25 protein-coding genes are annotated in these 25,450 nt (G+C 61.3%); 8 read left to right on the top strand and 17 right to left on the bottom strand.

The features are described 5' to 3' along the window. Window positions 1–206 precede the first annotated feature (206 nt). Window positions 207–908: an ATP-binding cassette domain-containing protein gene (locus tag D0N36_RS02350; RefSeq protein WP_116939448.1), complete on the top strand. Its 702-nt coding sequence runs from the start codon at window positions 207–209 to the stop codon at window positions 906–908. Between the two features lie 62 nt (window positions 909–970). On the opposite strand, the gene D0N36_RS02355 is transcribed toward D0N36_RS02350, so the two are convergent. The 7 genes from D0N36_RS02355 to D0N36_RS02385 form a co-directional block, all read right to left on the bottom strand. Continuing rightward, window positions 971–1,693 carry a tRNA1(Val) (adenine(37)-N6)-methyltransferase gene (locus D0N36_RS02355; protein WP_116939449.1) on the bottom strand — a complete coding sequence of 241 codons (723 nt, stop codon included), beginning with the start codon at window positions 1,691–1,693 and terminating at the stop codon, window positions 971–973. A 13-nt stretch (window positions 1,694–1,706) separates the two neighbouring features. After that, a complete protein-coding gene (gene rnhA / locus D0N36_RS02360) occupies window positions 1,707–2,162 on the bottom strand; it encodes a ribonuclease HI (RefSeq protein WP_116939450.1) in 456 nt (151 codons plus the stop codon). Window positions 2,163–2,398: 236 nt separating this feature from the next. Beyond that, entirely contained in the window at window positions 2,399–4,189 is a 1,791-nt protein-coding gene (locus tag D0N36_RS02365) for a chloride channel protein (protein ID WP_147320714.1), read from the bottom strand. Between the two features lie 90 nt (window positions 4,190–4,279). Then, the gene (locus D0N36_RS02370; RefSeq protein ID WP_116939452.1) at window positions 4,280–5,104 is read right to left on the bottom strand and encodes a mechanosensitive ion channel family protein; all 825 of its coding nucleotides are present in this window, start codon (window positions 5,102–5,104) and stop codon (window positions 4,280–4,282) included. A gap of 204 nt (window positions 5,105–5,308) precedes the next feature. Further along, entirely contained in the window at window positions 5,309–5,734 is a 426-nt protein-coding gene (locus tag D0N36_RS02375) for a hypothetical protein (protein ID WP_116939453.1), read from the bottom strand. Further along, the gene (locus D0N36_RS02380; RefSeq protein ID WP_147320715.1) at window positions 5,731–6,006 is read right to left on the bottom strand and encodes a hypothetical protein; all 276 of its coding nucleotides are present in this window, start codon (window positions 6,004–6,006) and stop codon (window positions 5,731–5,733) included. The genes D0N36_RS02375 and D0N36_RS02380 overlap by 4 nt, the downstream gene beginning before the upstream one ends. Window positions 6,007–6,128: 122 nt before the next feature. Further along, window positions 6,129–6,563: a nucleoside deaminase gene (locus tag D0N36_RS02385; protein WP_116939455.1), complete on the bottom strand. Its 435-nt coding sequence runs from the start codon at window positions 6,561–6,563 to the stop codon at window positions 6,129–6,131. Between the two features lie 252 nt (window positions 6,564–6,815). Here D0N36_RS02385 and D0N36_RS02390 point away from each other — a divergent pair, with 252 nt between their 5' ends. Then, window positions 6,816–7,541: an energy transducer TonB gene (locus tag D0N36_RS02390; RefSeq protein ID WP_190242482.1), complete on the top strand. Its 726-nt coding sequence runs from the start codon at window positions 6,816–6,818 to the stop codon at window positions 7,539–7,541. Here D0N36_RS02390 and D0N36_RS19470 read toward each other — a convergent pair. Together D0N36_RS19470 and D0N36_RS02395 are read right to left on the bottom strand one after the other, a co-directional pair. After that, on the bottom strand, window positions 7,517–7,762 hold the full coding sequence (locus D0N36_RS19470) for a hypothetical protein (RefSeq protein WP_242478782.1): 246 nt from the start codon (window positions 7,760–7,762) through the stop codon (window positions 7,517–7,519). The two genes, D0N36_RS02390 and D0N36_RS19470, sit on opposite strands and share 25 nt — an antisense overlap. Then, window positions 7,666–10,629 (bottom strand): PD-(D/E)XK nuclease family protein, encoded by a 2,964-nt coding sequence (locus D0N36_RS02395; protein ID WP_116939458.1) that lies wholly within the window; start codon window positions 10,627–10,629, stop codon window positions 7,666–7,668. The genes D0N36_RS19470 and D0N36_RS02395 overlap by 97 nt, the downstream gene beginning before the upstream one ends. Window positions 10,630–10,982: 353 nt before the next feature. Between D0N36_RS02395 and D0N36_RS02400 the strand changes: the two genes are divergently transcribed. After that, window positions 10,983–11,576 (top strand): hypothetical protein, encoded by a 594-nt coding sequence (locus tag D0N36_RS02400; protein ID WP_147320716.1) that lies wholly within the window; start codon window positions 10,983–10,985, stop codon window positions 11,574–11,576. Window positions 11,577–11,596: 20 nt separating this feature from the next. Here D0N36_RS02400 and D0N36_RS02405 read toward each other — a convergent pair whose 3' ends face one another. Then, on the bottom strand, window positions 11,597–12,835 hold the full coding sequence (locus D0N36_RS02405; protein WP_116939589.1) for a TCR/Tet family MFS transporter: 1,239 nt from the start codon (window positions 12,833–12,835) through the stop codon (window positions 11,597–11,599). A 159-nt stretch (window positions 12,836–12,994) separates the two neighbouring features. On the opposite strand from D0N36_RS02405, the gene D0N36_RS02410 reads away from it, so the two are divergent. After that, window positions 12,995–13,645, top strand: coding sequence for a hypothetical protein (locus D0N36_RS02410; protein WP_116939460.1), 651 nt, complete (start codon window positions 12,995–12,997; stop codon window positions 13,643–13,645). 51 nt (window positions 13,646–13,696) lie between these two features. Next, entirely contained in the window at window positions 13,697–14,554 is an 858-nt protein-coding gene (locus tag D0N36_RS02415; protein ID WP_116939461.1) for a M48 family metallopeptidase, read from the top strand. A gap of 186 nt (window positions 14,555–14,740) precedes the next feature. Here D0N36_RS02415 and D0N36_RS02420 read toward each other — a convergent pair whose 3' ends face one another. After that, complete coding sequence (locus tag D0N36_RS02420) at window positions 14,741–18,235, bottom strand: UvrD-helicase domain-containing protein (RefSeq protein ID WP_116939462.1); 3,495 nt, start codon at window positions 18,233–18,235, stop codon at window positions 14,741–14,743. 198 nt (window positions 18,236–18,433) lie between these two features. Here D0N36_RS02420 and D0N36_RS02425 point away from each other — a divergent pair, with 198 nt between their 5' ends. Further along, window positions 18,434–19,156: an NADPH-dependent F420 reductase gene (locus tag D0N36_RS02425; protein WP_116939463.1), complete on the top strand. Its 723-nt coding sequence runs from the start codon at window positions 18,434–18,436 to the stop codon at window positions 19,154–19,156. A 105-nt stretch (window positions 19,157–19,261) separates the two neighbouring features. Here D0N36_RS02425 and D0N36_RS20200 read toward each other — a convergent pair whose 3' ends face one another. From D0N36_RS20200 to D0N36_RS02440, 3 genes are all read right to left on the bottom strand, one after another. Next, window positions 19,262–19,456 carry a UvrD-helicase domain-containing protein gene (locus D0N36_RS20200; RefSeq protein ID WP_116939464.1) on the bottom strand — a complete coding sequence of 65 codons (195 nt, stop codon included), beginning with the start codon at window positions 19,454–19,456 and terminating at the stop codon, window positions 19,262–19,264. Window positions 19,457–19,547: 91 nt separating this feature from the next. Then, window positions 19,548–20,165 carry a hypothetical protein gene (locus tag D0N36_RS02435; protein ID WP_116939465.1) on the bottom strand — a complete coding sequence of 206 codons (618 nt, stop codon included), beginning with the start codon at window positions 20,163–20,165 and terminating at the stop codon, window positions 19,548–19,550. A gap of 47 nt (window positions 20,166–20,212) precedes the next feature. Continuing rightward, window positions 20,213–20,635, bottom strand: coding sequence for an acyl-CoA thioesterase (locus D0N36_RS02440; RefSeq protein WP_116939466.1), 423 nt, complete (start codon window positions 20,633–20,635; stop codon window positions 20,213–20,215). 238 nt (window positions 20,636–20,873) lie between these two features. On the opposite strand from D0N36_RS02440, the gene D0N36_RS02445 reads away from it, so the two are divergent. Continuing rightward, entirely contained in the window at window positions 20,874–21,065 is a 192-nt protein-coding gene (locus D0N36_RS02445) for a cold-shock protein (RefSeq protein WP_019947277.1), read from the top strand. Window positions 21,066–21,594: 529 nt separating this feature from the next. Beyond that, entirely contained in the window at window positions 21,595–23,487 is a 1,893-nt protein-coding gene (locus D0N36_RS02450; RefSeq protein ID WP_317191427.1) for a DEAD/DEAH box helicase, read from the top strand. Window positions 23,488–23,658: 171 nt separating this feature from the next. Here the strand turns inward: D0N36_RS02450 and D0N36_RS02455 are convergent, their stop codons facing one another. From D0N36_RS02455 to D0N36_RS20055, 3 genes are all read right to left on the bottom strand, one after another. After that, complete coding sequence (locus D0N36_RS02455) at window positions 23,659–24,105, bottom strand: PA2169 family four-helix-bundle protein (protein WP_116939467.1); 447 nt, start codon at window positions 24,103–24,105, stop codon at window positions 23,659–23,661. A gap of 66 nt (window positions 24,106–24,171) precedes the next feature. Beyond that, complete coding sequence (locus D0N36_RS20050; RefSeq protein WP_317191428.1) at window positions 24,172–24,873, bottom strand: aminoacetone oxidase family FAD-binding enzyme; 702 nt, start codon at window positions 24,871–24,873, stop codon at window positions 24,172–24,174. Further along, complete coding sequence (locus D0N36_RS20055; RefSeq protein ID WP_317191429.1) at window positions 24,801–25,427, bottom strand: NAD(P)/FAD-dependent oxidoreductase; 627 nt, start codon at window positions 25,425–25,427, stop codon at window positions 24,801–24,803. The genes D0N36_RS20050 and D0N36_RS20055 overlap by 73 nt, the downstream gene beginning before the upstream one ends. Window positions 25,428–25,450: the final 23 nt, after the last annotated feature.

The raw sequence follows: 25,450 nt of genomic DNA on the forward strand, positions 1-25,450 counted from the left end.
ATTCAGAGCGTAGCGAAGAATGACGTTCTGATAATGAAGCTGTTTAAAAAGTCAATAGAACGTGATGCTGAGTGCAGCCGAAGCATCTCTACTGCTTCGTTGAACGACCGCTACGAAACGATAGAGATGAATCGGCTGCACTCAGCATCACGTTCTATTATTTATAATTTCTAAACAGCTTCAATTGATAACTGGCAACTAAAAATATGCTGTTAATCGAAGGCTTGGGTAAGGATTTTGGCTCCAAAAAGGTGCTGCATCATGTGGACTTGGCGTTGCGGCCGGGTACGCTGCACGGGCTGGTGGGGACCAACGGGGCGGGCAAAACCACGTTGCTGCACTGTCTCTACGGCCTGCACGCCGACTACCGCGGCACGGTGCGCGAAACCGACGGCCGGAGTATTCGTGGGTGTACCGGTCTGCTGCCTTACGAGCCGTATTTCTACCCGCGCATTACCGGCCGCGAATACGTGGAGTTCTGCCTGCAGGCCCGCGGCCGGCCGGTGCCCAGCCTCGCGGCCTGGAACGAGCTGCTGGAGTTACCCCTCGATCAGTACGCCGAAGACTACTCGGCCGGCATGAAGAAGAAGCTGGCCCTGCTGGCGCTGCTGGTGCAGGACTTCCGCTACCTCGTGCTCGACGAGCCCTTTAACGGCCTCGACCTAAGTGCCAACTTGCTGCTGATGGAAGTGCTGCGCCGCCTGCGCCAGCAGGGCACCGGCATCCTGCTTACCTCGCACCTGCTAGGCTCCCTCACAGAATTGTGCGACGAAATTACGGTGCTCGCCGAGGGTCGGGTACTCCGTCACTACCCCGCCACCGACTTCGCGCGGCTGCCTACCGACCTGCTCGGCCAGCTTCACCAGCAAAAACTGCAGGTGCTAACCACCCTGCTGCCGCTATCCTGAGTAGGCGGTGTGGCTGTGGTGCTACGCCAAAAAACTGTGGCACCGCAGCTAATACAACCGAGCTACAACGCCAGATAAAACGGCCCCAGTCGCTCCTGAAACCAAGCGGTATAGGCTTCCGAGTCCGGCTCGTGCAGGGGTAGTTCCTGTTCCGTGGCCAGAACCGGCTGTCGGCTGAACGCCACGATGTGGCGTAGCGGCTTGCTGGTGGCGCGGTGGCGGAGTACCAGCCGCGTTGCCGGAAACAGGCCCGCGGCAGCGGCCTCGCGCTCGAACTCCTGCATTTCGGGGGGCGGCAGCAGCACCGTGAGGCGGCCGGTGGGCGTTAGGAAGTCGGCGGCGAAGCAGGCCAGCTCGCCGAAGCTCAGCGTGTCGTCGTCGGCGTGGCGGGCGGTGGTGCGCCGGGCATCGGGCGAGCGGAGGGCGTGGCGGAAGAAGGGCGGGTTACAGATGATGTGGTCGAAAGGCTGGGGCCGAGCGGCGGCCAGCTGCGCCAGCGGCCGTGCGTGCAGCCGTAGCCGGGCGGCCCAGGGGCTGGCTGTAAAATTGGCCGCTGCCTGCGCCGCTGCAGAATCATCCAGCTCCACAGCTTCGATGCTGGCCGTAGGGTTGCGCTGGGCCGCCATCAGGGCCAGCAGGCCGGTGCCGGTGCCAATGTCGAGTATCCGCGCCGCACCTGCTACGGCCGTCACCGCGCCCAGCACACAGGCGTCGGTGCATACCTTCATGGCGCAGGCTCCTTGCTCGATGCGGAACTGCTTGAACTGGAAGTAGGAGTTAGCCATTCTTCACTAACCACTACGCCAGGGCCTCGTAGCCGGCGTCAATCAGCAGGGGGCCGCGGGTGGCGCTGCGCACGGCCAGCTGGTCGCACCGCTCGTTTTCGGGGTGGCCGTTGTGGCCCCGCACCCAGCGGAACTGCACCGTGCGCTGCTTGTATATTTTGATGAAGCGCCGCCATAAATCCTCGTTGGCTTTCTTACCAAAATCGGCCTTGTTGGCCCAGCCGAACACCCATTTCTTCTCCACCGAGTCCACCACGTAGCGCGAATCGGTGACGACCATGATGGGCAGTTCGGGGCGGTTGACGGCCTCCAGGCCCACAATCACGGCCAGCAGCTCCATGCGGTTGTTGGTGGTCAGGCGGAAGCCCTCGCTGAGTTCCTTCTCGTGGGCGCCAAAGCGCAGAAGCGCGCCGTAGCCGCCTGGCCCGGGGTTGCCCCGCGATGAGCCGTCGGTAAACAGGTAAATCAAGGTTTGGAGCTGTTAGCTAGTAGCTGCTGGCTGTTGGTTTTTGTGCGCGAAGCAACACGCTTAACCAGTGCCAGACAGCGGTGAGAGGCCGCAAGGTACAACGGGCACCTCTTTGATGCCCGGCGAGAACGAGGTGGCGTTTTGGTTGTCTATACTCCTGACAGGAAATGCCGCTGCCGCTTTGGAAGGAAGGGCCTGATAGTCAGAATGGAGCTATCAGCTGAAAGGTCAAAAAGCTAGTCTCCGCTGTCTTTGAGCAGCTGGCGGCGGTAGTTGGCCAGGATGGTGGATTTGAGCAGGAAACCCAGGTACCGGTCGTCGGCATCGACCACGGGCAGGGCCCAGGCATCGAGCTGCTCCATGCAGCGCAGCGTGTCGAGCAACGTGTCGTCGGGGCGCACGATGGCCAGGGGTTCGTCCATCAGGTCGCGTACGCGGGTGGTGGTGTAATGGGCATCGTCGAAGAGGGCGTGGCGAACGGCATCGAGGCTGACCACGCCCAGCAGCCGGCCCCCATCGTCGTAATCGACCACCGGAAACAGGTTGCGCGACGTGTGGCGGAAGGTATGCACCAGCTCGCCCAGCGTGTCGTCGGGCCGCACGGGCTGGAAATCGGTTTGCAGCAGGCTCGTTACGTCGAGCAGCGCCAGCAGACCCCGGTCACGGTCGTGGTTCACGTACACGCCCTTCTGGGCCAGCTTGCGGGTGTACACTGAGTAGGGTTCGAAGTAGCGCGTAATCAGGTAGGAGCCTGAGGTAACGAGCATCAGGGGGACAAACAGGGCGTAGCCGCCGGTTATTTCAGCAATCAGGAAGATGGCCGTGAGCGGGGCGTGCACTACTCCGGCCAGTGTGCCGGCCATGCCCAGCACAATAAAGTGCACCTCCGAAATCGGGTAAAGACCGCTCAGGTTGATGAGGCGCGCGAAGATGAAGCCGCACAGTGCTCCGGCAAACAGCGACGAGCCGAACATGCCGCCATTGCCGCCCGAGCCGATGGTAACGGTGGTAGCTACCACTTTCAGCAGCATACTGCCCGCGGCCACCAATAGCACCAGCCAGGCACTCTGGTCTTTAAAAACATCGAAGAGCGAGCCATTAACAAGCTGCTCGGAGTGGCCCCCCAGCAGCTGCTGCACACTGTTGTAGCCTTCGCCGTAAAGTGGCGGAAACAGGAAAACCAGTCCCCCCAAAGCCAGGCCGCCGAACAGCACCTTCCAGAAAACACCGGAGTAATAGCTGAATTGCCGGTCGGCCCAGAAATACACCCGAATCATATAGACCGAGAGCAGGGCCGTGAACAACGCCAGCATCAGGTACAGCGGCACGGCATCGACGGGCCAGCTAGTGGTGATGAGCACGAAAGGCTGGCCCGCGTACAGGGCTTTCGACACCACGGTGGCGGTGGCCGAGGAGATGAGCAGCGGCACGAAATACGCCGCCGACAGCTCGGAGAGCAGCACCTCGACGGCGAACAGCACCCCCGCGATGGGCGAGTTGAAGATGGCCGCAATGCCGCCCGCCGCCCCGCAGGCCGTGAGCAGTCGCCGCTGCCGCCGCCCAATGCGCAGCACCCGCGAGGCGTTGGAGCCAATGGCGGCGCCGGTAACCGAAATGGGAGCCTCCAAACCTGCCGAACCACCGAATGAAACTGTCAGGAACGACGATACGAGCTGCGAGTACAGCTTGCTGCGCGGCACGACGCTGCCCTGGCGGGCCACGTTATATATCACCGGCCCGATGCCCCGCCCCAGGTCGCCGCCCAGAAAATAGCGCGTGAACAGCACCGTGAGGGCAATGCCGATAATGGGATACAGGGAGCTGCTGAATACCTGGTACTGCGGGGGCACCCAGGCATTAAGCAGCCCCTGCGTATCGTGCACCAAGGTTTTGAGTACCACTGCCGCCAGCCCTGCCAGCAGGCCAATCAGAATACTAACCAGAATCAGGTAGGCCCGGTCGCTTATGTGGCGTACGCGCCACATGAGCAGCGGCAGCAACAGCCGATGAATGGAGTTCTGAGACATAGGCAGCGAGGGCAGCAGAAAGGCCCGGCAGGCAGGAAACTGCAACCTAACGAAAAGCGCGCTCGGTTCGCGTATTCTGGCCGAAGTATGTTAGGCTGCCAGCGCCGGCACGCTGAAGCCAGCCCCCACAAGCTCCTGCTTCACCTCCTGCATCAGGCGGCTTTTGAGCTGCAGCACGCCCCGGCGGTAGTCGTTCGAGTCGCCCCAGAAATACACCCGCAGGTCGACGGTAGTGGCGGCAGCCTTCTCCAGGTTCACGTAGGGCGATTTGGTGCCGGTCTGCACCTCGGGCACGGTTTGCAGGTAGTCGAGGATGATACCGGTGGCCACGGCGGGCGTATCGGCAGGAGCCAGCTCCACGGTCAGCAGGAAGTCGGAGCGCAGGTCGCCGTCGCGCGTGTAGTTGGTGAGGGGCTCTTTGAGCACCATGGAGTTGGGCATGAAAATATGCTTGCCATCGAAGGTGCGAACAAGTGTGGTGCGCAGGTTGAGGGCCACCACGTGGCCCACCAAGTCTTTTATCTGAACCGTATCATCAATATGAAACGGCCGGTTGAAGGCCAGAATGACGCCGGCCAGGAAGTTCTCGGCAATATCCTTGAACGCAAAGCCCACAATAAACGCCGATACGCCAGCCGCGCCCAGCAGGCTGCCCACCACACCCGAGAAGCCCAGCACATTGAGGGCCACAAGTAAGGCAATCAGGCTTAGCACCCATTTGCTGATCTGGGTCAGGAAATCGGCCAGCAGCGGGTCGGCGGAGCGGCGGTGCAGGCGATGGCTGAGCAGCGCGCTGAGCCGGCCGGCAATAAAGAGGCCGATTGCTAGCAGCACCAGGGCAATTAGGAGCTTGGGCAACATAAACAGAAACTGCTCCCAATAAGCAAGCAGTACGTGGTGAAAGTCAGTGGTCATATAGTTAGTAGAGGCTGGGCGATTAGCGTTCAGCGCGTTGTGAGGAACCCTGCGGGCGAATCGTCAGGGTAGTGTTGAGCGGCTGCACGCAGAACTATTCGGAGTGCGCTGCCTCCTGATTGCCGGTAATGCAATTTGCAGCGCGGAGGCAACGCAAGGCCCCGCCGGTGGGTGCCGGCAGGGCCTGAATACAGGGCTATTCGCTTATAGCGGGCCTTCGGGTTGAATGGCGCGGCTGGCAGGGCGGTTCATCCAGCGGGCAAATACCAGCCCGCCCAGCGCGTAGGCCAGCACGTCGCGCCAGTCGGCGGTGGCGCGGGCATCAAAGCGGGGCAGTAGCCACTCGAACCACAGGCTAAAGGCCAGCCAGGAGCTGAAAATCCAGGAGCGGGGCAGTACGAAGGCCGGCTGGCGGAAGTAGAAGCGCCGCAGCCCCCACAGCTCCAGCGTGAGCAGCAGGGGCAGGGCCAGGGCGTCGGCAAGGTGGGCGCGCAGCAAAACTGGCGGCTGGGGCCAGCCGGCTACCAGCGGGCTGCCGGTTTTGTACAGTATAAGTAGCAGATAAGTGACCACCCCGGCTACAAACAGGGGGTGGCGCAGCTCGGCGGGCAAGTGGCGGCCGCTTCTCATCCGGCCAGGGCGGCCAGCAGCCACATTACAAAGGCCATGAAAGCCCCGAAAGCCAGCTGCCCGCCCCGGATGAGGTATTTGAAAAACCGCAGCACCGGCCCATCGTCGGGCGATATTTCAATCAGCAGCAGCCCCTTGGAAAGCGGCGCATCGGCTTGCTGCTGACGGCGCTCATCGGAGGCGCCCGGGCCGCTTCGAGCTGCTGCCCGCAATGCTGGCAGCGGTCGGTGGGCTTCTGCTGCCACTGCGTCCAGCGCCCGCAGTTGGGGCACTTTTTGGTGGCGGCGAAGGGGGCGTTGGATTCGGGCAAATCAGACATGGCAAGAAAAAAGAAGAGCCGGAAACGGCCGCTATTCCCGGCAGGTGTTTCCGGCTCCTAACGTAAGCAACGGGCTTATAACTCCATAATGTCTTCGTTCCAGAGTTCGGGCTCCTCTTTGATGAAGCTTTCCATCATCTTCACGCACTCTTCAAGGTCGAGAATTTCCACTTCTACGCCGTGGCTTTCGAGGAACGCCTTCGATTCGCCGAAGGTGCGCGACTCACCCACTACCACTTTCGGGATTTTGAACTGCACAATGGTGCCGGCGCACATGAAGCAGGGCATCAGGGTGGTGTAAAGCACGGTGTCACGGTAGGTGCGCTGGCGGCCGGCGTTCATCAGCGCATCCATTTCGCCGTGCTTGATGGCGTTGCCCTCCTGCACGCGCTTGTTGCGCCCGCGGCTCACGAGCTTGCCGTCGCGCACGAGCACCGAGCCAATCGGAATACCGCCTTCCTGGCGGCCCTGGCGCGCCTCATCAATAGCAGCCTGCATGAATTCGTCCATTTTTTAAAGAAGCTAGAAGTTGGAAGCTAGGAGTTAGAAGGCGAAAGGTAGAGCGGTAATCCTGAACCGATGACGATATGCTTGGTCGGATGGGGCATTCCCAAGGATGCTACGCCGCGGCTGGGGGGCGCTATTTGGCTGGCTGGTTGGCAGGACACCCGGAGAATTTCGCTTACTTTTCCGCTCCCTTTATCCACCCAAATCCTTCTCTTATCCACCATGCGTAAGCCACATTTCCTTCTTCTAATACTATTGTCAGCTACTCCGCTACTGGTTTTTGGGCAGAAGAAAGAACGTAAATCTAAAAATGCCGACTCTGTACCGACCGTTACATTCGAGAAAGGAGCACTGACCGACGGCCGGCCCACCGGCATCTGGGAGTATTACGACCAGCAAGGCGAACTGACGCTGCGCATGAACTACGATTCGAGCCGCATTGCTTACAGCCGCCCCGATACGGCCCGTTACCTGCTGTATCTGAACGACGACTGGCAACTGGTGCGCCCCAGCCGCGCCCCGCAGTTCGTGGGCAGCCGCGCCAAGCGCACGGCGGATATTGGCAAAAGCATTCGGTATCCGGTAGCGTCCCTTATGCAGGAGCAGCAGGGTGAAGTGGTTATCTCCTACGTCGTGAATGAGCAAGGTAAAACCCAGGATTACCAGGTGGTAACCACGCCTTCCAAAGAGTGCACGGAAGCCGTGTGGACGGTGCTCAAACAGCAGCCCGATCGTTGGATTCCGGCCGTTTACCAAGGCCGGCCCACGCAGGCCCAGTTCCTGCTGCGGGTGACTTTTGTCATTGTCCTTGAGCAGGAAGTTGCGGCCTACCAGGCCCGCATACAGCAGCAGGATCAGCAGCCCCACGCTCCTTATATCGATCAGGTACGCGTGGTGGCCTACGGCATGGAGCGCACAACTCAGTCCCGCCCCGCCCCGAACCGTAATCGTCCGGGTCAGCGGGCGCAAATGCCCCGATAAACGCAGTACTGGCACTTATCAAGGTCGTCAGTTTTGCGGATGGGCTCGGCTGGGTCGAGGATGCGGCGCACCAGCTGGCCCAGCAGCTCCTCGCTGTGGCGCCCGAAATCCTGGCCATCGGCCGTCAGAAAGCCCATATCGGCCGACATGGGGCCGGCCGCCAGGTTGCGTAGCGAGATGATGGCCGCGTCGGCGGCGGGGCGGCCCTGCTGGGCCAGCAGGAAGCGGTAGAGCCAGAGCTGACGCACTTTGTCGGCGGCCGGGGTGGCGTCGGTGAGCAGGCGCTCCACGCCGCGGCCGGCGCTTCGAGGCGCTTGAGCAGCTGCAGGTGCGACTTCTCCACGAGGCCCGACTTATAATCCACCACCCGCAGGTCGCCGTTGGCCAGCTGGTCTACGCGGTCGGCGAGGCCGAACAGGTTCACGCGCAGCTTCTCGCCGCCTTCCAGGGCCACGTACACGGTGGCCTGCAGGGCTTCTTCGAGGCTTTGGATGCGCAGGGGCAGGGCGCCTTCCGTGTCGAGCAGGCTTTCGAGGTAGCGGCGCACGAGCTGCTTGGCCACCTGGCCCAGCACGTGGTTGAGGCCCTCGTCGGCGCGGGCGTGGCGGCCGGCCACCTCCTTGCGCAGGGCCTTGGCCACCATAATCGGAGCCAAGGCCAGCAAACCCGGAATATCGGCCGCCGTGAGGGCCGGGGCGCCGGGCGTCTGCTGCTGGGAAAAGGGCATCAGTAGCTCCTCCAGCGCCTCGTGTACGGCCGTGCCGAAGCCGTCGGGCCCGAGGGCTTCCTCCACCTCCTCGTTCTCGCGGAAGCGGGCAATCCGCTGGAAATAGAACTGCAGCGAGCAGCCCAAGTACTGGTTGAGGGCCGTGGGCGAGAGGCCTTTCTGCAGCAGCTCCCGCAACGCCAGCAGCATCCCGGCGTCTTTTTCGAGGGTAAGGTCAGTGCCAACGGGCGCCTCACCCCCTAGCCCCCTCCCCGAAAAAGGAGAGGGGAGACTAGTTTCTAGTTGTTTATCCAGCTCTAGAAGATTAGTAGCTAGTTCCCCCTCTCCTTTTTCGGAGAGGGGGCTAGGGGGTGAGGTGCCCGCATCAGCCGTCACCGTCAAATCCAGCAGCTCCATCTGGGGGTTCTGCAGGGCCAAGTCGTTTTCCACCTGCAGCAGAAAGCGGCTTCGCTCGCCGGTGCGGGTGCCCTCGGCGCCGGGCAGAATGTGCAGCAAATCAACGTTGCTTGCGCGCTGCAGCAGGCGCCAGAACTGGTGGGCGGTGGCGGCCTCGTGGTCGGCGTAGGTGGGCAGGCCGAAGGTCGTGAGCACGTCGTAGGGGAACAGGGAGCTGTGGCGCTTGGGGGCCGGCAGCACGTTCTCGTTGCAGCTCAGGATGATGACGTGGTCGAAGTCGAGGGCCCGGGTTTCGAGCAGGCCCATCACCTGCACATCGGCAATCGGCTCGCCGCTGAAAGGGAGCCGGGTATTGCGCATCTGCTCGTACAGAAACCGCCGGAACGAGCGTACCGACAGCCGCTGCTCCCGGCAGTCGAACACCGAGTGCAGCCGCTTGATGAGCGTGTAGAACAGGTACAGGTACTCGGCCTCGATGGCGGAATGCTGGTCCTGGTAGGCCTTTTTGAGCAGGTCGATGAGCGTGTTGCAGGCCGCAATGATGTCGTCGCAGTTGTTCCAGGTAGCAAACAGGGCCGTGAGCAACGGGTGGCCCTGGCCCAGCTCTACCAGCTCCTCGGCCGGCAGCAGCACCGCGTGGCGCTGCACAATAGCGCGGCATACTTTATCGAGCATGCCGTGGCCGGCGGGGTCGTCCTGCTTATCGAGCCAGCTCTGGTAGCGGCGCAGAAACGGGTGCTGCAGCAGTTTGCTGACGGCCAGGTGGTGGTAGCGGGGCACGCCGTAGCCCGTTTCCTGCGAGCCTTCGCGCACGCCGGTCAGGTGCACCTCAAACAGCAAATCCACGAGGTTGAACAGGGGTGTGCTCTGGAAATTGAGGCCCATCGTAACGTTGTACTCGGGCACCTCGCGCGGGGGCAGGCCGTGAAGCACCGGCAGCAGCAGCGTTTCGTCGGGCAGCACCACGGCTACTTTGGCGTTGGGGTTGGCCTGGCGGGCGGCGGCCAGCAGCTGGCCGGCCAACTTGCCCTGCATCGAGGAGTTGGCCACGCCCACCATGCGCACGGTACGCGGCAGCTGGCGCAGCAGCTCGGCCGGCCCGCCGAAGTTGTCCCAGGGCAAATCGAGCCGGTCCTTATACTGGCGCAGGTGCTGGCCGGCGCGATTGGGCGAGCCGGGCTCCAGGTAGAACGCGTCGCCGTCGAAGAGCACGTCGGCGAGGCCGGCCTTGCGCAGGTGGCGGATGAGCCGCTCCTCCGCCTTCGACAGAAAACCCAGGCCCACGAACACGTGACGGGGCAGCGTTTCGCCCGCATCCAGCTGCTCGCGCACCCGGCGCTGGGCCAGCCGGTAGGCCAAGCCGGGGTAGGCAATGCGGCCCTGCTTCATCCGCTTTTTCAGGCGCAGGTACACTTTGTCGAGGTCGTCCCAGAAGCGGAAATAGGCAGTAGTGGTAGTTGCAGGCTGATACTCGGCCCCTAAATCCCAGCGCTCCAGGGCCTTGGCCTGGCTCAGGTACTCGAATACCTTGCGGGGCGAGGCCAGGTTCTGGTCGAGGCTCGAAAAGTCCTGCAGCAGCAGCGCCGACCAGCCCACGAACTGGTCAAAATCGAGCTGGGGGTCGATGTCCTGCAGGATTTCAAACAGCAGCAGCTGCAGGGCAATGGGCTCCTCGACGCGCACGCCGGCCAGCTCCACCATGTAGTCTTCCATAGCCGCTACCCGCGGGCTCCACACCGCCTGTCCGGCCTCGGCGGCCAGGCTCAGCTCGTTTTGCAGGTACACCACCGCCCGCCGCGTGGGCACCACCACCACCAAATCCGACAACTCCCCCGTCGGCCCGTACTGCGCCACCAACTCGCGTGCCACCCGGGTCAGGAAGGGCGTAGCGTCGGGCAGGGGCCGGGCGAGTGGGAGGGTGGGAGCAACAGCGAAAAGAGGCAGGTCGGGGAGGGAAGTGGGCATGCGCGGCGGGTCAGGAATTCTACTTAAAGGTACAGTGCCTTTCGCTCAGAAACCGGCTTCTGTTTGCAGAAAAACCTAAGTTGCGGAGTGGGTTGCGGAGAACGACGTAGGGGCGGGGCTTGCCCCCGCCCGCCATTACACAGTAGCGTTGAACGGCGGATGAAGGCCGCAACGCCTCGTTCCAGCGGCGGGCGGGAGCAAGCCCCGCCCCTACATCGCCCTCCGCAACTTGAGTTAACAAAGACTTCTCTGATTCGCCTCATCGCATGCCTTTCACCGTTCAACAAACCATCCTTCCGCCACCGCCGGTGCCCCCCACTTCCTGATGGGAGGATGCGCGCAACTCGGTATTGGTGACGCTGGTAGCCATACTGGTTGTGGTCCTGGGAGTAGGAGTGTTGCTGGTCTTGGGAATCGGTTACGGCGTCTGGAGCGCCGGCTCAAAAATCATCCTACCAATCCGGAAGCTGTTTGGCTACCAGCCGCCGCCTGAGCCGCCACCAATTCCGGAAGTGCCTGTGGTGCTGTTCCAGAATGAGCAGCTTCGCTTGCTTATCACCGAGCAGGAATCGGGGGCAGTCAGTCGGGAGTTTGAGCGGTGGTTCGAGGCATGGGACGACCTGGAGGACCAGGGACACTTTCCGGGGCTCTACCGCCTGCATACTGCGCCCGAAATACCCGGTCTGCATGGGCAGCTCGTAAGCGACTTATGCCGCGAGTGGCCCGCCGGACTTTTTCTGCAGCTGGTGGAGCCGCATCCCGGGCAGGAGCCCGCCGGAACTACCTGGCTGATATACCTGGAACTGGCTACCCTGCGCTGGCACCAGGTGGTCGAAACCAACGACTATTACCTGCATCCAGATGCAGTGGGGCTGGAACATGGGGCGTTCGAGGGCCTGAATCCGGCGGGAAATAAGCTCGAGTTGCGAGTGCAAACGGACGCTTAGCATCCGAACTCCCATGCCCCTTACTCGTTCACCGGCGCGACGTAGCTGGCCAGCGAGCGGGCGGCCAGGGCTACACTGATGAGGGTGAGCACGGCCGCCAGAATGAAGGGCGCGCCGGGGAAATACACCGGCGCACTGGGGCTGGTATAGTAGGAAAACAGGCCGGTCATGAGTACCGGGCCCACGATGGAGGTGAGGCTCATCAGGCTGGTGAGGGCGCCTTGCAGCTCGCCCTGCTCGTTGGCCGGCACCTGGCCCGAAATGATGCCCTGCAACGCCGGGCCGGCAATGCCGCCCAGGCAGTAGGGCACCAGAAAGGCGAACATCATCCAGCCCTTGCTGGCAAACGCGAACAGCACGAAGCCCACCGCATACAGCAGCAACCCCAGGTACACCGACCGTTTGGGGCCCAGCAACGGGTTGATGCGCCGGATGAGCCCGCCCTGTACGATGGCCACCAGCAGCCCAATGGCCGCCAGCGAGTAGCCCACCCATTTTTCGCTCCAGCTGAATTTCTCCATCACGTAGTAGGTCCAGGTGCTTTGGGTGGCGTGGGCGGCTACGTAGAGGAAGAGCAGCGAGGCTACCAGCCCCAGAATAACGGGGTAGCGGCCCAGCATTTTGAGGCTGCCGATGGGGTTGGCCCGCTTCCAGGCAAACGCCCGCCGCCGCGACAGGGGCAGTGATTCGGGCAGCACAAAGTAGCCGTACACCACGTTGAGCAGCGTGAGGCCGGCGGCGGCCAGAAACGGCAGCTGGTGGCTGTATTCGCCCAGTACCCCGCCCATCAGCGGCCCCAGAATGAAGCCCAGCCCGAAAGCAGCCCCAATCAGGCCGAAGTTCTGGGCCCGGTCCTCGGGCTTCGACACGTCGGCTATATAGGCCGAGGCCGTTGTGATGCTGGCCCCGGTGATGCCCGCAATGGCCCGGCCCACAAACAGCCAGGCCAGGGTAGGGGCGAAGGCCAGAAACAGGTAATCGATACCGAAGCCGAGCAGCGAGAACAGCAGCACCGGCCGCCGCCCGAACCGGTCGGAGAGGTTGCCCAGCACCGGCGAAAACAGGAACTGCATCACGGCGTAGGCAAACACCAGCCAGCCGCCCACCTGGGCCGCCTGGCTCACGGTGCCCCCGGTCAGGTGCTGAATCAGCTTCGGAATAACGGGAATGATGATGCCAATGCCCGTTACATCAAGCAGCAGCGTGATAAAGATAAAGGTAAGGGCCGAGCGGGGCGCGGGCGTAGCGGTGGGTTCCATGAAGGCGGCAAAACGGGCGGGCCGCAAAGGTAGGCGGTTCGCGGCCGGGTACCCCGAAACTGGTAGATCTAACGAGTAGTGAGGGATTCAGGATTTTCTCCGTTATTCGTGCCTTCGAAGGTTGTACATTTCTCCGCAATTATTGCCTAAAACTACTGCATGCTATTTTTTTATGGTACCGGCACCTCCCGCCTGCTCACCGCCCCACTGCTTACCACCAGCTGCACGCACTGCGGCATCACCGGCCAGCTCAGCGCCACAGTTTTCTCCCGCTACGTCAGCCTGTTCTGGACCCCTATTTTCCCGTTTGGCAAAATGAGCGTAACCGTGTGCGGCCACTGCCAGCAGACGATTGCCAAGCTCAAGCAGATGCCCGAAAGCCACCGCCCGCCGGTGCAGGCCCTGCAGCAACAGGCCCGCTACCCGCTCACCAATTTCGCGGTGCTCATTCTGTTCGGACTTACGCTGGTCTTCATTTTTGGAGTAGGCTGGTTTAGCGACCCCAAGCCGGTTACAGCGCTGTCAGCCGCTGATCAGCCGGTTGTAGAAACTGGTGTGCAGGAGGGGACCCGTTACAAAACCATCGGCATGACTGAGGAGGGGACCTACCTGCTGGCCGAAGTAACCCGCCTCACGGCCGACACCGTGTATTTCAAAACCACCGGCCTGCTGCACGGCCCGCTTACAGCGGCCAGCGCTACGCTGGCGCTACGCGACTCCGTGCCGGCCGGGGTGCCCATCAGCAAGTATCCCCGCAACCTGTGGCACTTTCTGGTGCAGGGCGAAGGCCGGTTTCGGCGCATTAACTAACGCTTCTTCTCCATCAATCCTTTCCTACCACCAATTCCAGCTCCCTTCCCTATGCGTAAGCGTTTACCCGTTCTGCTGCTGGCCTCCGGCTTGCTGCTCGGCTCCGGCCTCAGTGCCCAGGCCCAGTTCAAACTCAACCCCAAAACTATTGGCGCGGGCCTGAAAGCCGCCAAGGCCGCTACCGTTTCCGATGCCGAGGTAATCGAGCACACCAAGGAATACGTGAAGTGGAGCGATGAGAACAACCCCGTAGCCCCCGCCAACTCGCCCTACGCCCAGCGCCTGAAGAAGATTGTGGCCGGCCTCGATAACTACGATGGCATGACCATGAATTACAAGGCGTATTTGGTGAAGGATGTGAATGCCTTCGCCTGCGCCGACGGCAGCGTGCGGGTGTTTGCCGGCCTGATGGACCTGATGAGCGACCAGGAAATTCTGGGCGTTATCGGCCACGAAATCGGCCATGTTAAAAACAAAGATTCCAAGGATGCCATGCGCACGGCCCTGATGGCCTCGGCGCTAAAAGAAGGGGCCAGCTCGCAGGGCGGAGCCGCCGGCGCTCTGAGTGATTCCCAGCTCGGCGACCTGGGCCAAGCCGTGGCCAACGCCTCGTTCTCGCGTGCCCAGGAAAGCAGCGCCGATTCCTACGGCTACGACCTGCTTAAGGCCAAAAAATTGAATCCCTGGTACATGGCCACCGCTTTCGGCAAGCTCAACGACCTCTCCGGCGGAGCCAAAGCCAGTAAAGGCGCCCAGCTTTTCTCCTCCCACCCCGACAGCGAGAAGCGCATGACCATCGTAATGGAGAAAGCCCAAAAGGACGGTTTCACGAAGCCAACAGATCCGGTAACCCCAACAAAATCGGCAACCCCAACGAAGTCGACAACTCCAACGAAGGCGAAGAAATAAGGTAAATAGCTATTGTTGAGAGCGGCGCAAAGCACCCGAGGGCAGCGCAGCTAACCCGCTCGTGCAAAGCGGCTAACCTTGATAAGCAGCAAAGCCCCTGACATTCATGATGTCAGGGGCTTTGCGTTTAAAAGGATTTACTGATTTCCTGTAAGGATCAACTCTATTGCCCCTTATGCCATCACCTTATTCGCCCACAACCCACTCCACCACTTCCCGGATATCAAAATAATACAGCACGCAACGTACCTGCTCGTAGCCCAGCTGTCGGAATAGGGCGGCGTACTGCTGCAACGGCACCCGGTGGCGGTATTCGGCGGGCGGCAGCTTGAAATCGAGCAGCGTGACGCGGCGGCCCGAGCCGTCGGGGGTGGTTTCGAACACGATGCGGTCGGGCTTGTAGTCCTGCTTGCGAGTGCCGCCTACCAGAATTTCGCGCTCGGCCTCGGCCACCACCTCGGGGCTGAAATAGTGCGCCAGCCGCGGGTCGTCGGTTACCTCACGCAGCCGGGCCAGCAGCTCGGGGCGCTCCTGCAGGCTGATGATGCCCTCGGCCGCCAGTTGGGACGCCACGCGCTCCACGTCGGCGGCCTGCCGCACGCGGCGCAGGGCGTAGTGCAGGCGGCGGTTCCACTCGCGCTGCTCCTGCTGCTCATCAAAATCGAACACCGTATTGGCGTGCCTGCGCAGCCGCAGCCGCTGCTCCCAGGGCGTGCTGGTCAGGTTGGTCAGTAGGAGTTGGTTGTTGGCTGTCGGTTGTTCGTTGCTGGTTTTTGGTTTTTGGTTGCTGGCTCCGTCTAACGAAGAGCTATCAGCTAATTGCTCTGAGTTAACAGCTAAGGAGTACGCCATCTGCTCGTCGTCCCACTGGCCGGTGCTCACGAGGTAGCGGTGCAGTAGCTCGGCCACGGTGCCGGCGGGCTTGTCGGGGCCGGTTTCGCCGTCGTCGTTTTTGCCGCTGGCTTTGGCGGGTTTGGGCTTTTTGGTGATGACGTAGAGGCGGTGGCGGGGCCGGGTGAAGGCCACGTAAAGCATGTTCAGGCCTTCCAGAAACGTCTTTTCCAGCTCTTCGGTGTACTGGGCGGCCAGGGGCGTGAGCAGCAAATCCTGCTTCTGGCTGAGCACGGCCACGCCGGGCATTTCGGCCATTGGCCGGTCGGCTACGTTGGGCAGGCGGCCCCAGAGCAGCGTGCCCATAAACGGCCGCAGCGACCAATCGGCAAACGGCACAATGACTACGCCGTAGGCTAGGCCCTTGGCCTTGTGCACTGTCGTAATAGTAAGCGCGTCGCGGCCGGCGGGGGCATTGATGCTCAGGCTGCTCTTCTTCTGGTCCCAGTAGGCCAGGAAGTTGTTGAGGTTGTTGCCATAGCGCAGGCTGTATTCGAGCGTCAGGTCCAGAAACCGGAACAGGTACTCGCGCTCGGCGGCCCGGTCCAGCAGCCCGAACAGGCCCAGAAGCCGTTCCGTCAGCTCGTAGAGGCCCAGGTTGCCGGTTTCTTTCTCCTGGAGGTCGTAGCCCAGCGCGCGCAGCTCCTCAAAAAACGGCTCGGCCGACTTGTCGTTGGCCAGCTCGGCCCAACGCCGGGCCCGGTCGGGGGTGGGGGCGTGGCCGCGCACCACGCGGTCGACGAGCAGCAACGCTTCGGCGCGGGCCAGCGTGTCATCAGGCCGGTTGAGCACCCGGAACACTGCCACCAGCAGGTTTACCACCTCGGCAAACTCCAACGACAGCGAATCGGCCGAAATAATGTCGTAACCCCGCTCTTTCAGGAATTTGGCGGTGTGGCGGCTGTTGCCGCGGGTGCGGCAGAGCACGGCAATATCCTGGAGCCGGTAGCCGTCGGCCAGCGCCTGCTGCACCAACTGCAGCGTGAGGTAGAGCGTGCTTTCGGCGTAGTCGAGCGTCTGGCCGGGCAGGTAGCCGGGCAAGGCGTCGGGCGTGAAGGTGCCGTGGGCCGCGTCGTAGCGGGTGGCGGGCGCGTCGTCGTCGGTAAACAGCAGCTCTACGTGGGCCGCCGCGGCCTCCGCGCCAGGCGGACTCTGCTGCGTGAAGTCGGCATCAAACAACGCTTGCACCAGCGGCAGCGCGCCGTGGGTGGCGCTTACGTGGCTGAAAAAGGCGTTGTTGAACTCGATGATGTTCCGGCCCGAGCGGTAGTTGATGTTCAGGTTGCGCGCCTCCAAGGCCTGGTCAACGGTCTGGTAGCGGTCGGCCAGGCGCTGGCGGGTTTCGGGGTCGGGCACCCGGTCGTAGAGGTGGTGAGTTTCCTTTTTATAAAGGCGCAGAATCTGCTCCATCTCGCCGCCCCGCCAGCGGTAAATGGCCTGTTTGGCGTCGCCCACGGCCAAATTCAGGTGGCCGCTACCCAGGGCGTTTTCCACCAGCGGCAGCAGGTTGTTCCACTGCAGCACCGAGGTATCCTGAAACTCATCAATCAGTAAATGCTGGTACCGGTCGCCCAGCCGCTCGTATAGGAACGGCACCGGCTCGTGCAGTACAATCTGGGCAATGCGGCGGTTGAATTCGGCAATCAGGACCACGCCCCGGTCGCGGCTGAGCTGCTCCACAGCCTTGCTCAGCTCACTCAGCAAGCTCACCTGAAACACGTAGGGCAGCATGCCGGCGGCCAGCAGGTAGCTGGGCAGCAGCCGCGCCCGCAGATCCTGCAGCTGCCCGAAGGTTTCGGCCAGCAACGGCGCCACGGCCGCCACATCGTCCTCGCGGCCTTGCTTTTTGGCGGCGGCGCTGCCCCATTTGTCGGTTTCTATGGTTTTGAGGGCGGTGGCCGTCGGGAAGCTGGCATCTTTGGCGGGGGCCTCCAGCCAGCGGCGCCAGTTCTGGAAATGGCCATAGATGCCGTTGGCTCCGCTGGCCAGGTGCTCGGGCTCCAGCCCGGCCGTTGCCAGCACGTCGAGGGCCACGGCGGCGGTTTGCTGCACCAAGTCCTCAATTTCGCGCTGCCGGGCCCGCAGGCCCTCGTGCAGCCGTCGGTAGTCGGCCAGGCTCAGGGCCTGCAGCTGCTGCATAGCCTCGTGCACCGGCTCGCTCAGCAGAAACTGCCCGAACTCGACCAACTCCTCGGGCAGGTTGTTCCAACTCTTGCCTTCCTCGGCTTTGTTGAGCGCGAAATCGGAAATCGTGCGCGAAAGCAGGTCCGCGTTGGGGTCGCGGTTCACCCGGTCGAGTACCAACGCCACCGCGCCTTGCAGCACCAGGGCGCTGTCCAGCTCCACCTCAAACGTGGCCGGTAGTCCCAGTTCGCGGGTAAAAGCCGTTACAATGCGCTGCACGAACGAGTCGATGGTACTCACCGCGAAGTCGGCGTAGTGGTAGAGCGCCAGCCGGAACGTGGCCGCCGCCCGTTCGCGCAGCACCCGCTCGCGCTCTTCGGCCGTTTCCAGGTGGGCCAGCGGCCCCTCGGCGGCCAGTTCTTGGGCAATATCGGCCAGCAGCGGGTCGTGCTGGCCCCCGGGCAGCCGCGCGAACCGCCGCAGCGCCCCCAGAATCCGCTGCTTCATTTCGCCCGCCGCGTCGTTGGTGAACGTGATGGCCAGAATCCGCTTGAAGTAGCCCGCATCCTCCGAGCCCAGCGCCAGCTTCAGGTATTCTTTGGTGAGCTGGTAGGTTTTGCCGGAGCCAGCCGAGGAGGAGTAGATGCGGAAGGTGGGCTGGGACATAGGGGAGGGTAGAATAGCCAGACAAAGGTCGAATTAATCCCTCTACCAGCATACTACATGAGTACCCCGATTGGGGCCGTCTGGCTGAGCGGAACCGGGCTGCCGGCCGACTCCAACCCGAACAAACCAGCCAACCGAGCGTTCTTGGAACCACGCCGCGCAGTTGCGGCGGCTATTTCACTTGCTAACAACCCAGCCATGAATATTGGAATTATCGGTGCCGGCCACATCGGCAGCGCCCTTGCCGTGCGACTCGTCAGCCTCGGTCACTCAGTTCTTATTGCCAACTCCCGCGGCCCCGAAACGCTGACGGATGTAGCCCAAAAAACCGGCGCCACGCCCGCCACGGCCCGCGAAGCCGCCCGCCACGGCGACATCATCGTGGTAACCATTCCGCTCAAAAACATACCCGACCTGCCCAAAAACCTGTTCGAGGGCGTAAGCGCCGATGTTCCCATCATCGACACCAGCAACTACTACCCGATGCTGCGCGACGGCCAGATTCCGGAGCTGCAAAGCGGCTCATTGACCGAAAGCGAGTGGGTGCAGCAGCACCTGGGCCGGCCGGTGGTAAAGGTGTTCAACAACATCTACGCCGACCACCTCGAAAACAAAGGCCAGCCCGCCGGTACGCCCGGCCGCATTGCCCTGCCCGTAGCCAGCGACGATGCCGCCGCCAAAAAGCAGGTTATGAAGCTGGTCGATGAACTGGGCTTCGACGCCGTGGACGACGGCACGCTGTACGAGTCGTGGCGGCAGCAGCCCGGCACGCCCTCCTACGGCGCCGATATGCCCGCCGAAAAGCTGCGCGAGCACCTCGCCAGCCTGGGCACCGAGCGCACGGAAGCCCAGCGCGCCAAATTCGCTGCCAACCACGCCGCCCAGGAGCAGGAAATGAAAAATCAGGGCGCCCAGCTGTAGCCCCAGGTTCTCCCCCTTATATGGGAACGGTCCGACTACGCGCAGGCGTAGTCGGACCGTTCCCATATAAGGGGGAGGATAGCATTGACTCTTTACCAATCTGCTTCACAGTTGCCGGCTACGGCTAGGGTAATAATGTCGGTCAATGGCGAGTAGTGCTGGCCCTGGGGGCAGGCGCCCAAACCGCCGCAGTGCCTCCAGAATCCGCTTTTTCATCTCGCCCGCCGCGTCGTTGGTGAACGTAATGGCCAGAATCCGCTTGAAATAGCCCGCGTCCTCCGAACCCAGCGCCAGCTTCAGGTATTACTTAGTGAGCTGGTAGGTTTTGCCCGAGCCAGCTGAGGAGGAGGAGATGCGGAAGGTGGGTTTATCGGGGTGGGGCATAGGGTGTTTATTTGTCGTCGTGGGCCGTTAGACGCTTCTTATTGAGGTTCTCTCGTCGCTCTGAGCGGATTTCTTGTTTTTCAGTTTGCTGCTTTTCTCTTTGTTGCTCTTCTCTTTCAAATTCTCTATCAAACCGCTTCCAATATTCCTTATTTAGTCCCTCCCACAATATTTTCCGCTCACTTACCAGAGTGTCTTGAGTGTACTGATAGCTTCCTTTATAATCTAGGAGCATACCGTCGACCACTTTATCAGTTCCTCCGGCGCATGCACACCGCCATGCGTATTCTGCCGTGTCAGATTGATGCTCAACTAACAGTGGAAGTAAGTCCACTTCCGGTTTTTCTGACAAAGCCCTGAAGGAATAGACTCGCACTGCGGGTGAACGATGCTTGAGTAGAGCAGTCAATTCGGCAGATGTACATCGATTTCGCAGCGAATCAAATCGAAGATATTGCTTGGGAGTATAAGCAGACTTGCTCACCAATATGCATTTAACAAGGCCCACATAGGCTATCTGCTTCGTTACTCTTTTGACGAAAGTCTTGTGGCTGGCTGTCGTTTGAGCTTGGGGCGAGTAGAACGGTAGCAATACGGTAATGAAGATAATAAAGCGAGTGAGCATAGTGCAAGATAGTCAGACACAGACGGAAATATAACGAACAGCCACCTCTAAACCGGCCCCCACAAATAGTCCCGCATGCCGGACTCAATCCGCATCGGCCGCTTGCTAATGGGGTCCAGTAGTACCCATTGCGTCTCGGCTTCGCAGAGCAGCTTGCCATCGGTGGCTCGCTCGATGCGGACGAACCGCTGGCACTGGGCGCCGCGTACTTCGCCAATCCAGGTGGTGCAGCGCAGCTCGTCGCCTAGCAGGGCCGGATGGCGGTACTGGATGCGGTGCTCGCGCACCACCCATATATAGGCGTGCCCGGGCGTGCCGGCGGGGTAGGCGGCGTGCCAGTGGGCAGTAGCCGTGTCCTGCACCCAGCGCACGTACTGCACATTGTTGGCGTGGTCGAGGTCGTCGATGTCGGCGGGCTGCACCGTTAGGGTGTGGGCGAAGCGAAAGGCGGGGGCAGTAGGCGTATCCATTGTTTCCAAAGGTACAGCCGCCGGGCAGTTAGCCTCAGAAGGCGGGCTAGGCACACTAAAAATTCGGGCTTGTCGTTGCGCCAGGCTTCCAGTTCTAAAATATACCTGTATATTTGATCCAAGTTAAGAAAAAGCGGCTTCGTTGCCCGGTTGAGTTCCTCCTAAAAAGATAGCCTAATCAAGTTCAGGCTGCTTTTCTTGCTACAAAATATCCATCATCATCAAGAGTAGAGTACCCATGCAGACAGGAACTGTAAAATTCTTCAACGAGACCAAAGGTTTTGGTTTCATCAAAGTGGACGAGACCGGCGAAGACGTTTTCGTACACGTGACCGAGTGCATCGACGAAATCCGCGACCAGGACAAAGTTGAATTCGAAATCGCCCAGGGCCGCAAAGGCCCGAACGCCGTTAAAGTAAAGCTCGCCTAAGCGAACTTTCTTTTCGGATAGCATCGAAAGCAGGCTCCCCCGGGGAGCCTGCTTTTTTCGTTAGCGGTTGGTAGAGCAGCCTTGAACGAGTGTCACGCTGCGCCTGTGGCGTATCGAGCCAGTGTCGGAGCGTAGGCAAAGCATCTCTACCGCTGCGTTGCAGTAGATAACCAAGCGAGTGTATTAGCGTTGCAGTAGAGATACTTCGGCTACGGCTTACGCCTTTACTCAGCAGAGCTATTCTTGAAAACCTGTAATTCATTCGCTTTTTCCGGTAAAAAACCATACCTTTGCACCCGCATTTGAGAACGGCCACGTTCCGCGCAGCTTAGAGCTGCCTATAGAAACTTGTTGGGCCGGCTTTGTCTTCCGTCCGTTATTCCGTCACTCGTCGTCGTTGTGGAGAGAGTGGGAGAAGAGCGTCGCTGAATCCGCTGTTTTCAGAGCTTATCTCTCTCACTCCATTAACACTGACATGGACCAGGAAACACCAAAAACCAAGTTCAGCGAGCTGACCCTCTCTGAAGAAATGCAACGCGCCATTGCTGAAGTAGGCTACGAAGAAGCCTCGCCTATTCAGGCCGCTGGTATTCCCGTGCTGCTCGCCGGCCGCGACGTAATCGGCCAGGCCCAGACGGGCACCGGCAAAACGGCCGCCTTCGCCATCCCTGCTATCGAACTGGTCGACACCGATTCGCGCGAAGTGCAGTGCCTCGTGCTCTGCCCCACCCGCGAACTGGCGGTGCAGGTTTCGGGCGAAATTCAGAAGCTCGGCAAGTACAAGCGTAATCTTGCGGTAGTGCCGATTTACGGTGGCTCGTCGTACGACCGCCAGTTCCGCGCCCTCGAGCGCGGTGTGCAGATCGTAATCGGCACGCCCGGTCGCGTAATGGACCACATCGAGCGCGGCACGCTGAAGCTGGAAAACTGCAAAATGATCATCCTCGATGAGGCCGACGAAATGCTCGACATGGGCTTCCGCGACGATATCGAGACGGTGCTCAAGAAAATGCCTGAAGAGCGCCAGACGGTCTTTTTCTCCGCCACGATGAGCAAGCCCATCCTGGAGATGACCAAGCGCTACCAGAAGGACCCACAAATTGTGAAGGTGAATCATCAGGAGATGACCGTCACCAACATCGAGCAGAGCTACTTCGAGGTGCGTGGTCCTCAGAAAAAGGACGTGCTGACCCGTCTCATTGATATGTACAATATCAAGTCGGGCATCGTGTTCGCCAACACCAAGCGCATGGTCGACGACATCGTGGGCGACCTGCAGGCCAAAGGCTACTTCGCCGAGGGTCTGCACGGCGACATGGGCCAGCAGCAGCGCCAGAACACGCTCGACAAGTTCCGCAAGGGCACGCTCGAAATTCTGGTAGCCACCGACGTAGCCGCCCGCGGCATCGACGTGGAGAATGTGGAAGTAGTAGTAAACTACGACCTGCCCGCCGACGAGGAGTACTATGTGCACCGTATCGGCCGCACCGGCCGGGCCGGCAAGCAGGGCAAGGCCTTCACCTTCGTGAGCGGCCGCGACATCTACAAGCTGCGCGACATCATGCGCTTCACCAAGGCCACCATCAAGCAGGAGCGCGTGCCTTCGTTTGAGGACGTGTCGGAGGTGAAAACCACGCTTATGCTCGCTTCGATTAAAGACGTAATTGAAAAGGGCAACCTCGACAAGTACGTGAGCCGCGTACAGCGCCTCATCGACCAGAGCATCGACGAAAGCATCACTTCCCTCGACATCGCAGCTGCATTGCTGAAGATGACGATGAAGGAGGACAAGCGGGCCCAGGAAAGCCTCGACGCCAGCCGCACCCAGGGTGCTGCCCGCGCCGGCTTCACCCGCCTGTTCGTAACGATGGGCAAGAAGGATCGTCTGCATCCCCGCGACATCGTAGACCTGATTGCCGAAAACACCAGCCTCACGGCCAGCAAAGTGGGCGACATCGCCCTCTACGACAAGTTCAGCTTCGTGGAAGTACCGAACGAGTTTGTGGAGGAAATTGTGGCCCAGCTTGGCCGCAGCTCCATCCAGGGCCGTCCGGTAGCCTTCAACATTGCTACGCCCGTTCAGGAAGGTGATGCCCAGCAGGAAGGCGGCAACCGCGGTGGCGGCGACCGTCCGCGCGGGGTCCCGGTGGTTTCGGTGGTGGTGAGCGTCGCGAAGGCGGCGGCTCGTACGGCGGTGGCAACCGCGGCGGCGGCTCCTACGGCGGCGACCGTCGCGAAGGCGGCAGCAGCTACGGCGGCGGTAAAAGTGGCGGCTCGTACAGTGGCGGCGGTAGCCGCTACGGCAGCAACCGTGAAGGTGGCAGCGGTGGTTCATATGGCGGCAACCGCGGCGGCAGCAGCTTCGGCGGCGGCTACAAAGGCAAGCGCCGCGACGAATAAATTATTGATCTACGCTGATTAATCAGCGTAGATTAGCTAAATAAAGCAAAGAGCCCCTGTCTTACTGAGATAGGGGCTCTTTGCTTTTAAGCTTTGTAAAGAATTGCTTGCCTACTCCAAAAACAAAAAGAGGACGCTTCCGGAGAAGCGTCCTCTTTTGCTTGGAACTGATAGCAGAACGCTAATCAGTAGTTTATTTGGAGGCGTCGCGGAGGCCCCGGATATGGTCGTGGGCTTCTTTGATGCCGGCGGCCTGCTTGTCGATAACGGTTTTAAGGGCGGCCGGCACGTCCTGCATTTTCGTGGCCTTCTCGTAGGCAGCTTTAGCGTAATCTTCGCCCCGCTCACACTCGGCCAGAATCGCGTGACGGTCCTTGCCGGTTACGAGGCCTTTGAGGTTGATGAAGGCGCGGTGCACGGCGCTGGTGATGGACGACTCCTCGTCGGGCTTGAGGTCGAGCTTGAACATCTGGTCTTCCAGCTCCGTGATGTAGCTGGCGCGCTGGGCAGCGTACTTCTTGAAAAGGTCTTTCAGGTCAGCGCCCTCTACGTCGGTTATTGCCTCGGCGTAGCCTTTCTGGCCATCCTTGAGGGTTTCGATGAGTTCGTTGAGGCCGGCTTGCATTACTTTAGCGTCCATAGGGAGGTGTTTTTAAGGTAAGGGTAGAATAGGATCCAAACGGAGAATCCTTGCCTTTACTTACTCCTAAACACCCGCCAGGGTTACCGGCGCGGCCACTTGGCTCATGGCGCGGCCGGCCAGAAAGCCGGTCGTCCAGGCGGCCTGGAAGTTGAAGCCGCCGGTGATGCCGTCGATATCGAGCACTTCGCCCGCGAAGTGCAGGCCTGGCACAAGGCGGCTTTCCATGGTTTGCATATTTATTTCGGCCAGCGAAATACCTCCGCAGGTCACAAACTCCTCCTTATAGGTAGTCTTACCTGACACGGGCAGGGCCGTGCGCAACAGGGCTTCAATCAGGCGATTCTGCAGCTTGGCCGGCAGCTCGTTCCAGCGGGTTTCGGGGCCGATGCCGGCCTGCTCGGCCAGCGTGCGCCACAGCCGCTGCGGCAGCCCCAGCAGCGGGTTAGATACCACCAGCTTGCGGCCGTGGGGGCCCCGGTGCTCCTGCAAATGACTACGCAGGGTGTCCTCCGTGAAATCGGGCAACCAGCTGACCAATGCAATGCTGCGGTAGTTGAGTTCGTGCAGCCGGCGCGCGCCCCAGGCCGAGAGCTTGAGCACCGCCGGCCCGCTCAGGCCCCAGTGCGTAATCAGCACCGGGCCCTCGTAATCGAGCTTTTCGCCGGCCACCCGCACGCGGGCCCGAGGCACGCTCACGCCCGGCAGCTCACGCAGTGGCGAGTTGGGCACGTTGAAAGTGAACAGGCTCGGCACGGGCTCCTGCACCGCGTGGCCCAGCTGCCGCAGCCAGTTGTACTGCTCCGATTTGGGCGCGCGCCGGTGGCTACCAGCAGCCGCGCCACGCGCAGTACCGGCGGGGCACTCGAACCGCTTAGCGTCAGCTCAAAGCCACCCTCTGGCAGCATCCGGATGCTGTCGGCCGCCGTGTGGGTCAGGACTTCGACGCCGGCCCGGCGGGCGGCATCGAGCAGGCACTGGGCCACGGTTTCCGACGAGTCGGTGACGGGGAACATGCGGCCGTCGGGCTCGGTTTTGAGCTGCACGCCGCGGTCGGCGAACCAGCGGACCGTGTCGGGCGCGCCAAATGTGTGGAAGGGCTGCTTGAGCTGCGCGCCGCCACGCGGGTAGTGCTGCACCAACTGGGCCGGCGTGTCGGCGGCGTGCGTCAGGTTGCAGCGCCCGCCGCCCGAAATCCGCACCTTGCTCAGCAGTTTGCCGGTTTTTTCGAGCAGCAGCACCCGTAGCGCCGGGTTTGCCTCGGCGCAGGCAATGGCCCCGAAAAATCCCGCTGCTCCACCGCCCAGCACTGCTATCGTCATCCGTTCATCTACCACGCTGCAAA

The organism is Hymenobacter lapidiphilus (assembly GCF_003417065.2).
Lineage (GTDB): Bacteria > Bacteroidota > Bacteroidia > Cytophagales > Hymenobacteraceae > Hymenobacter.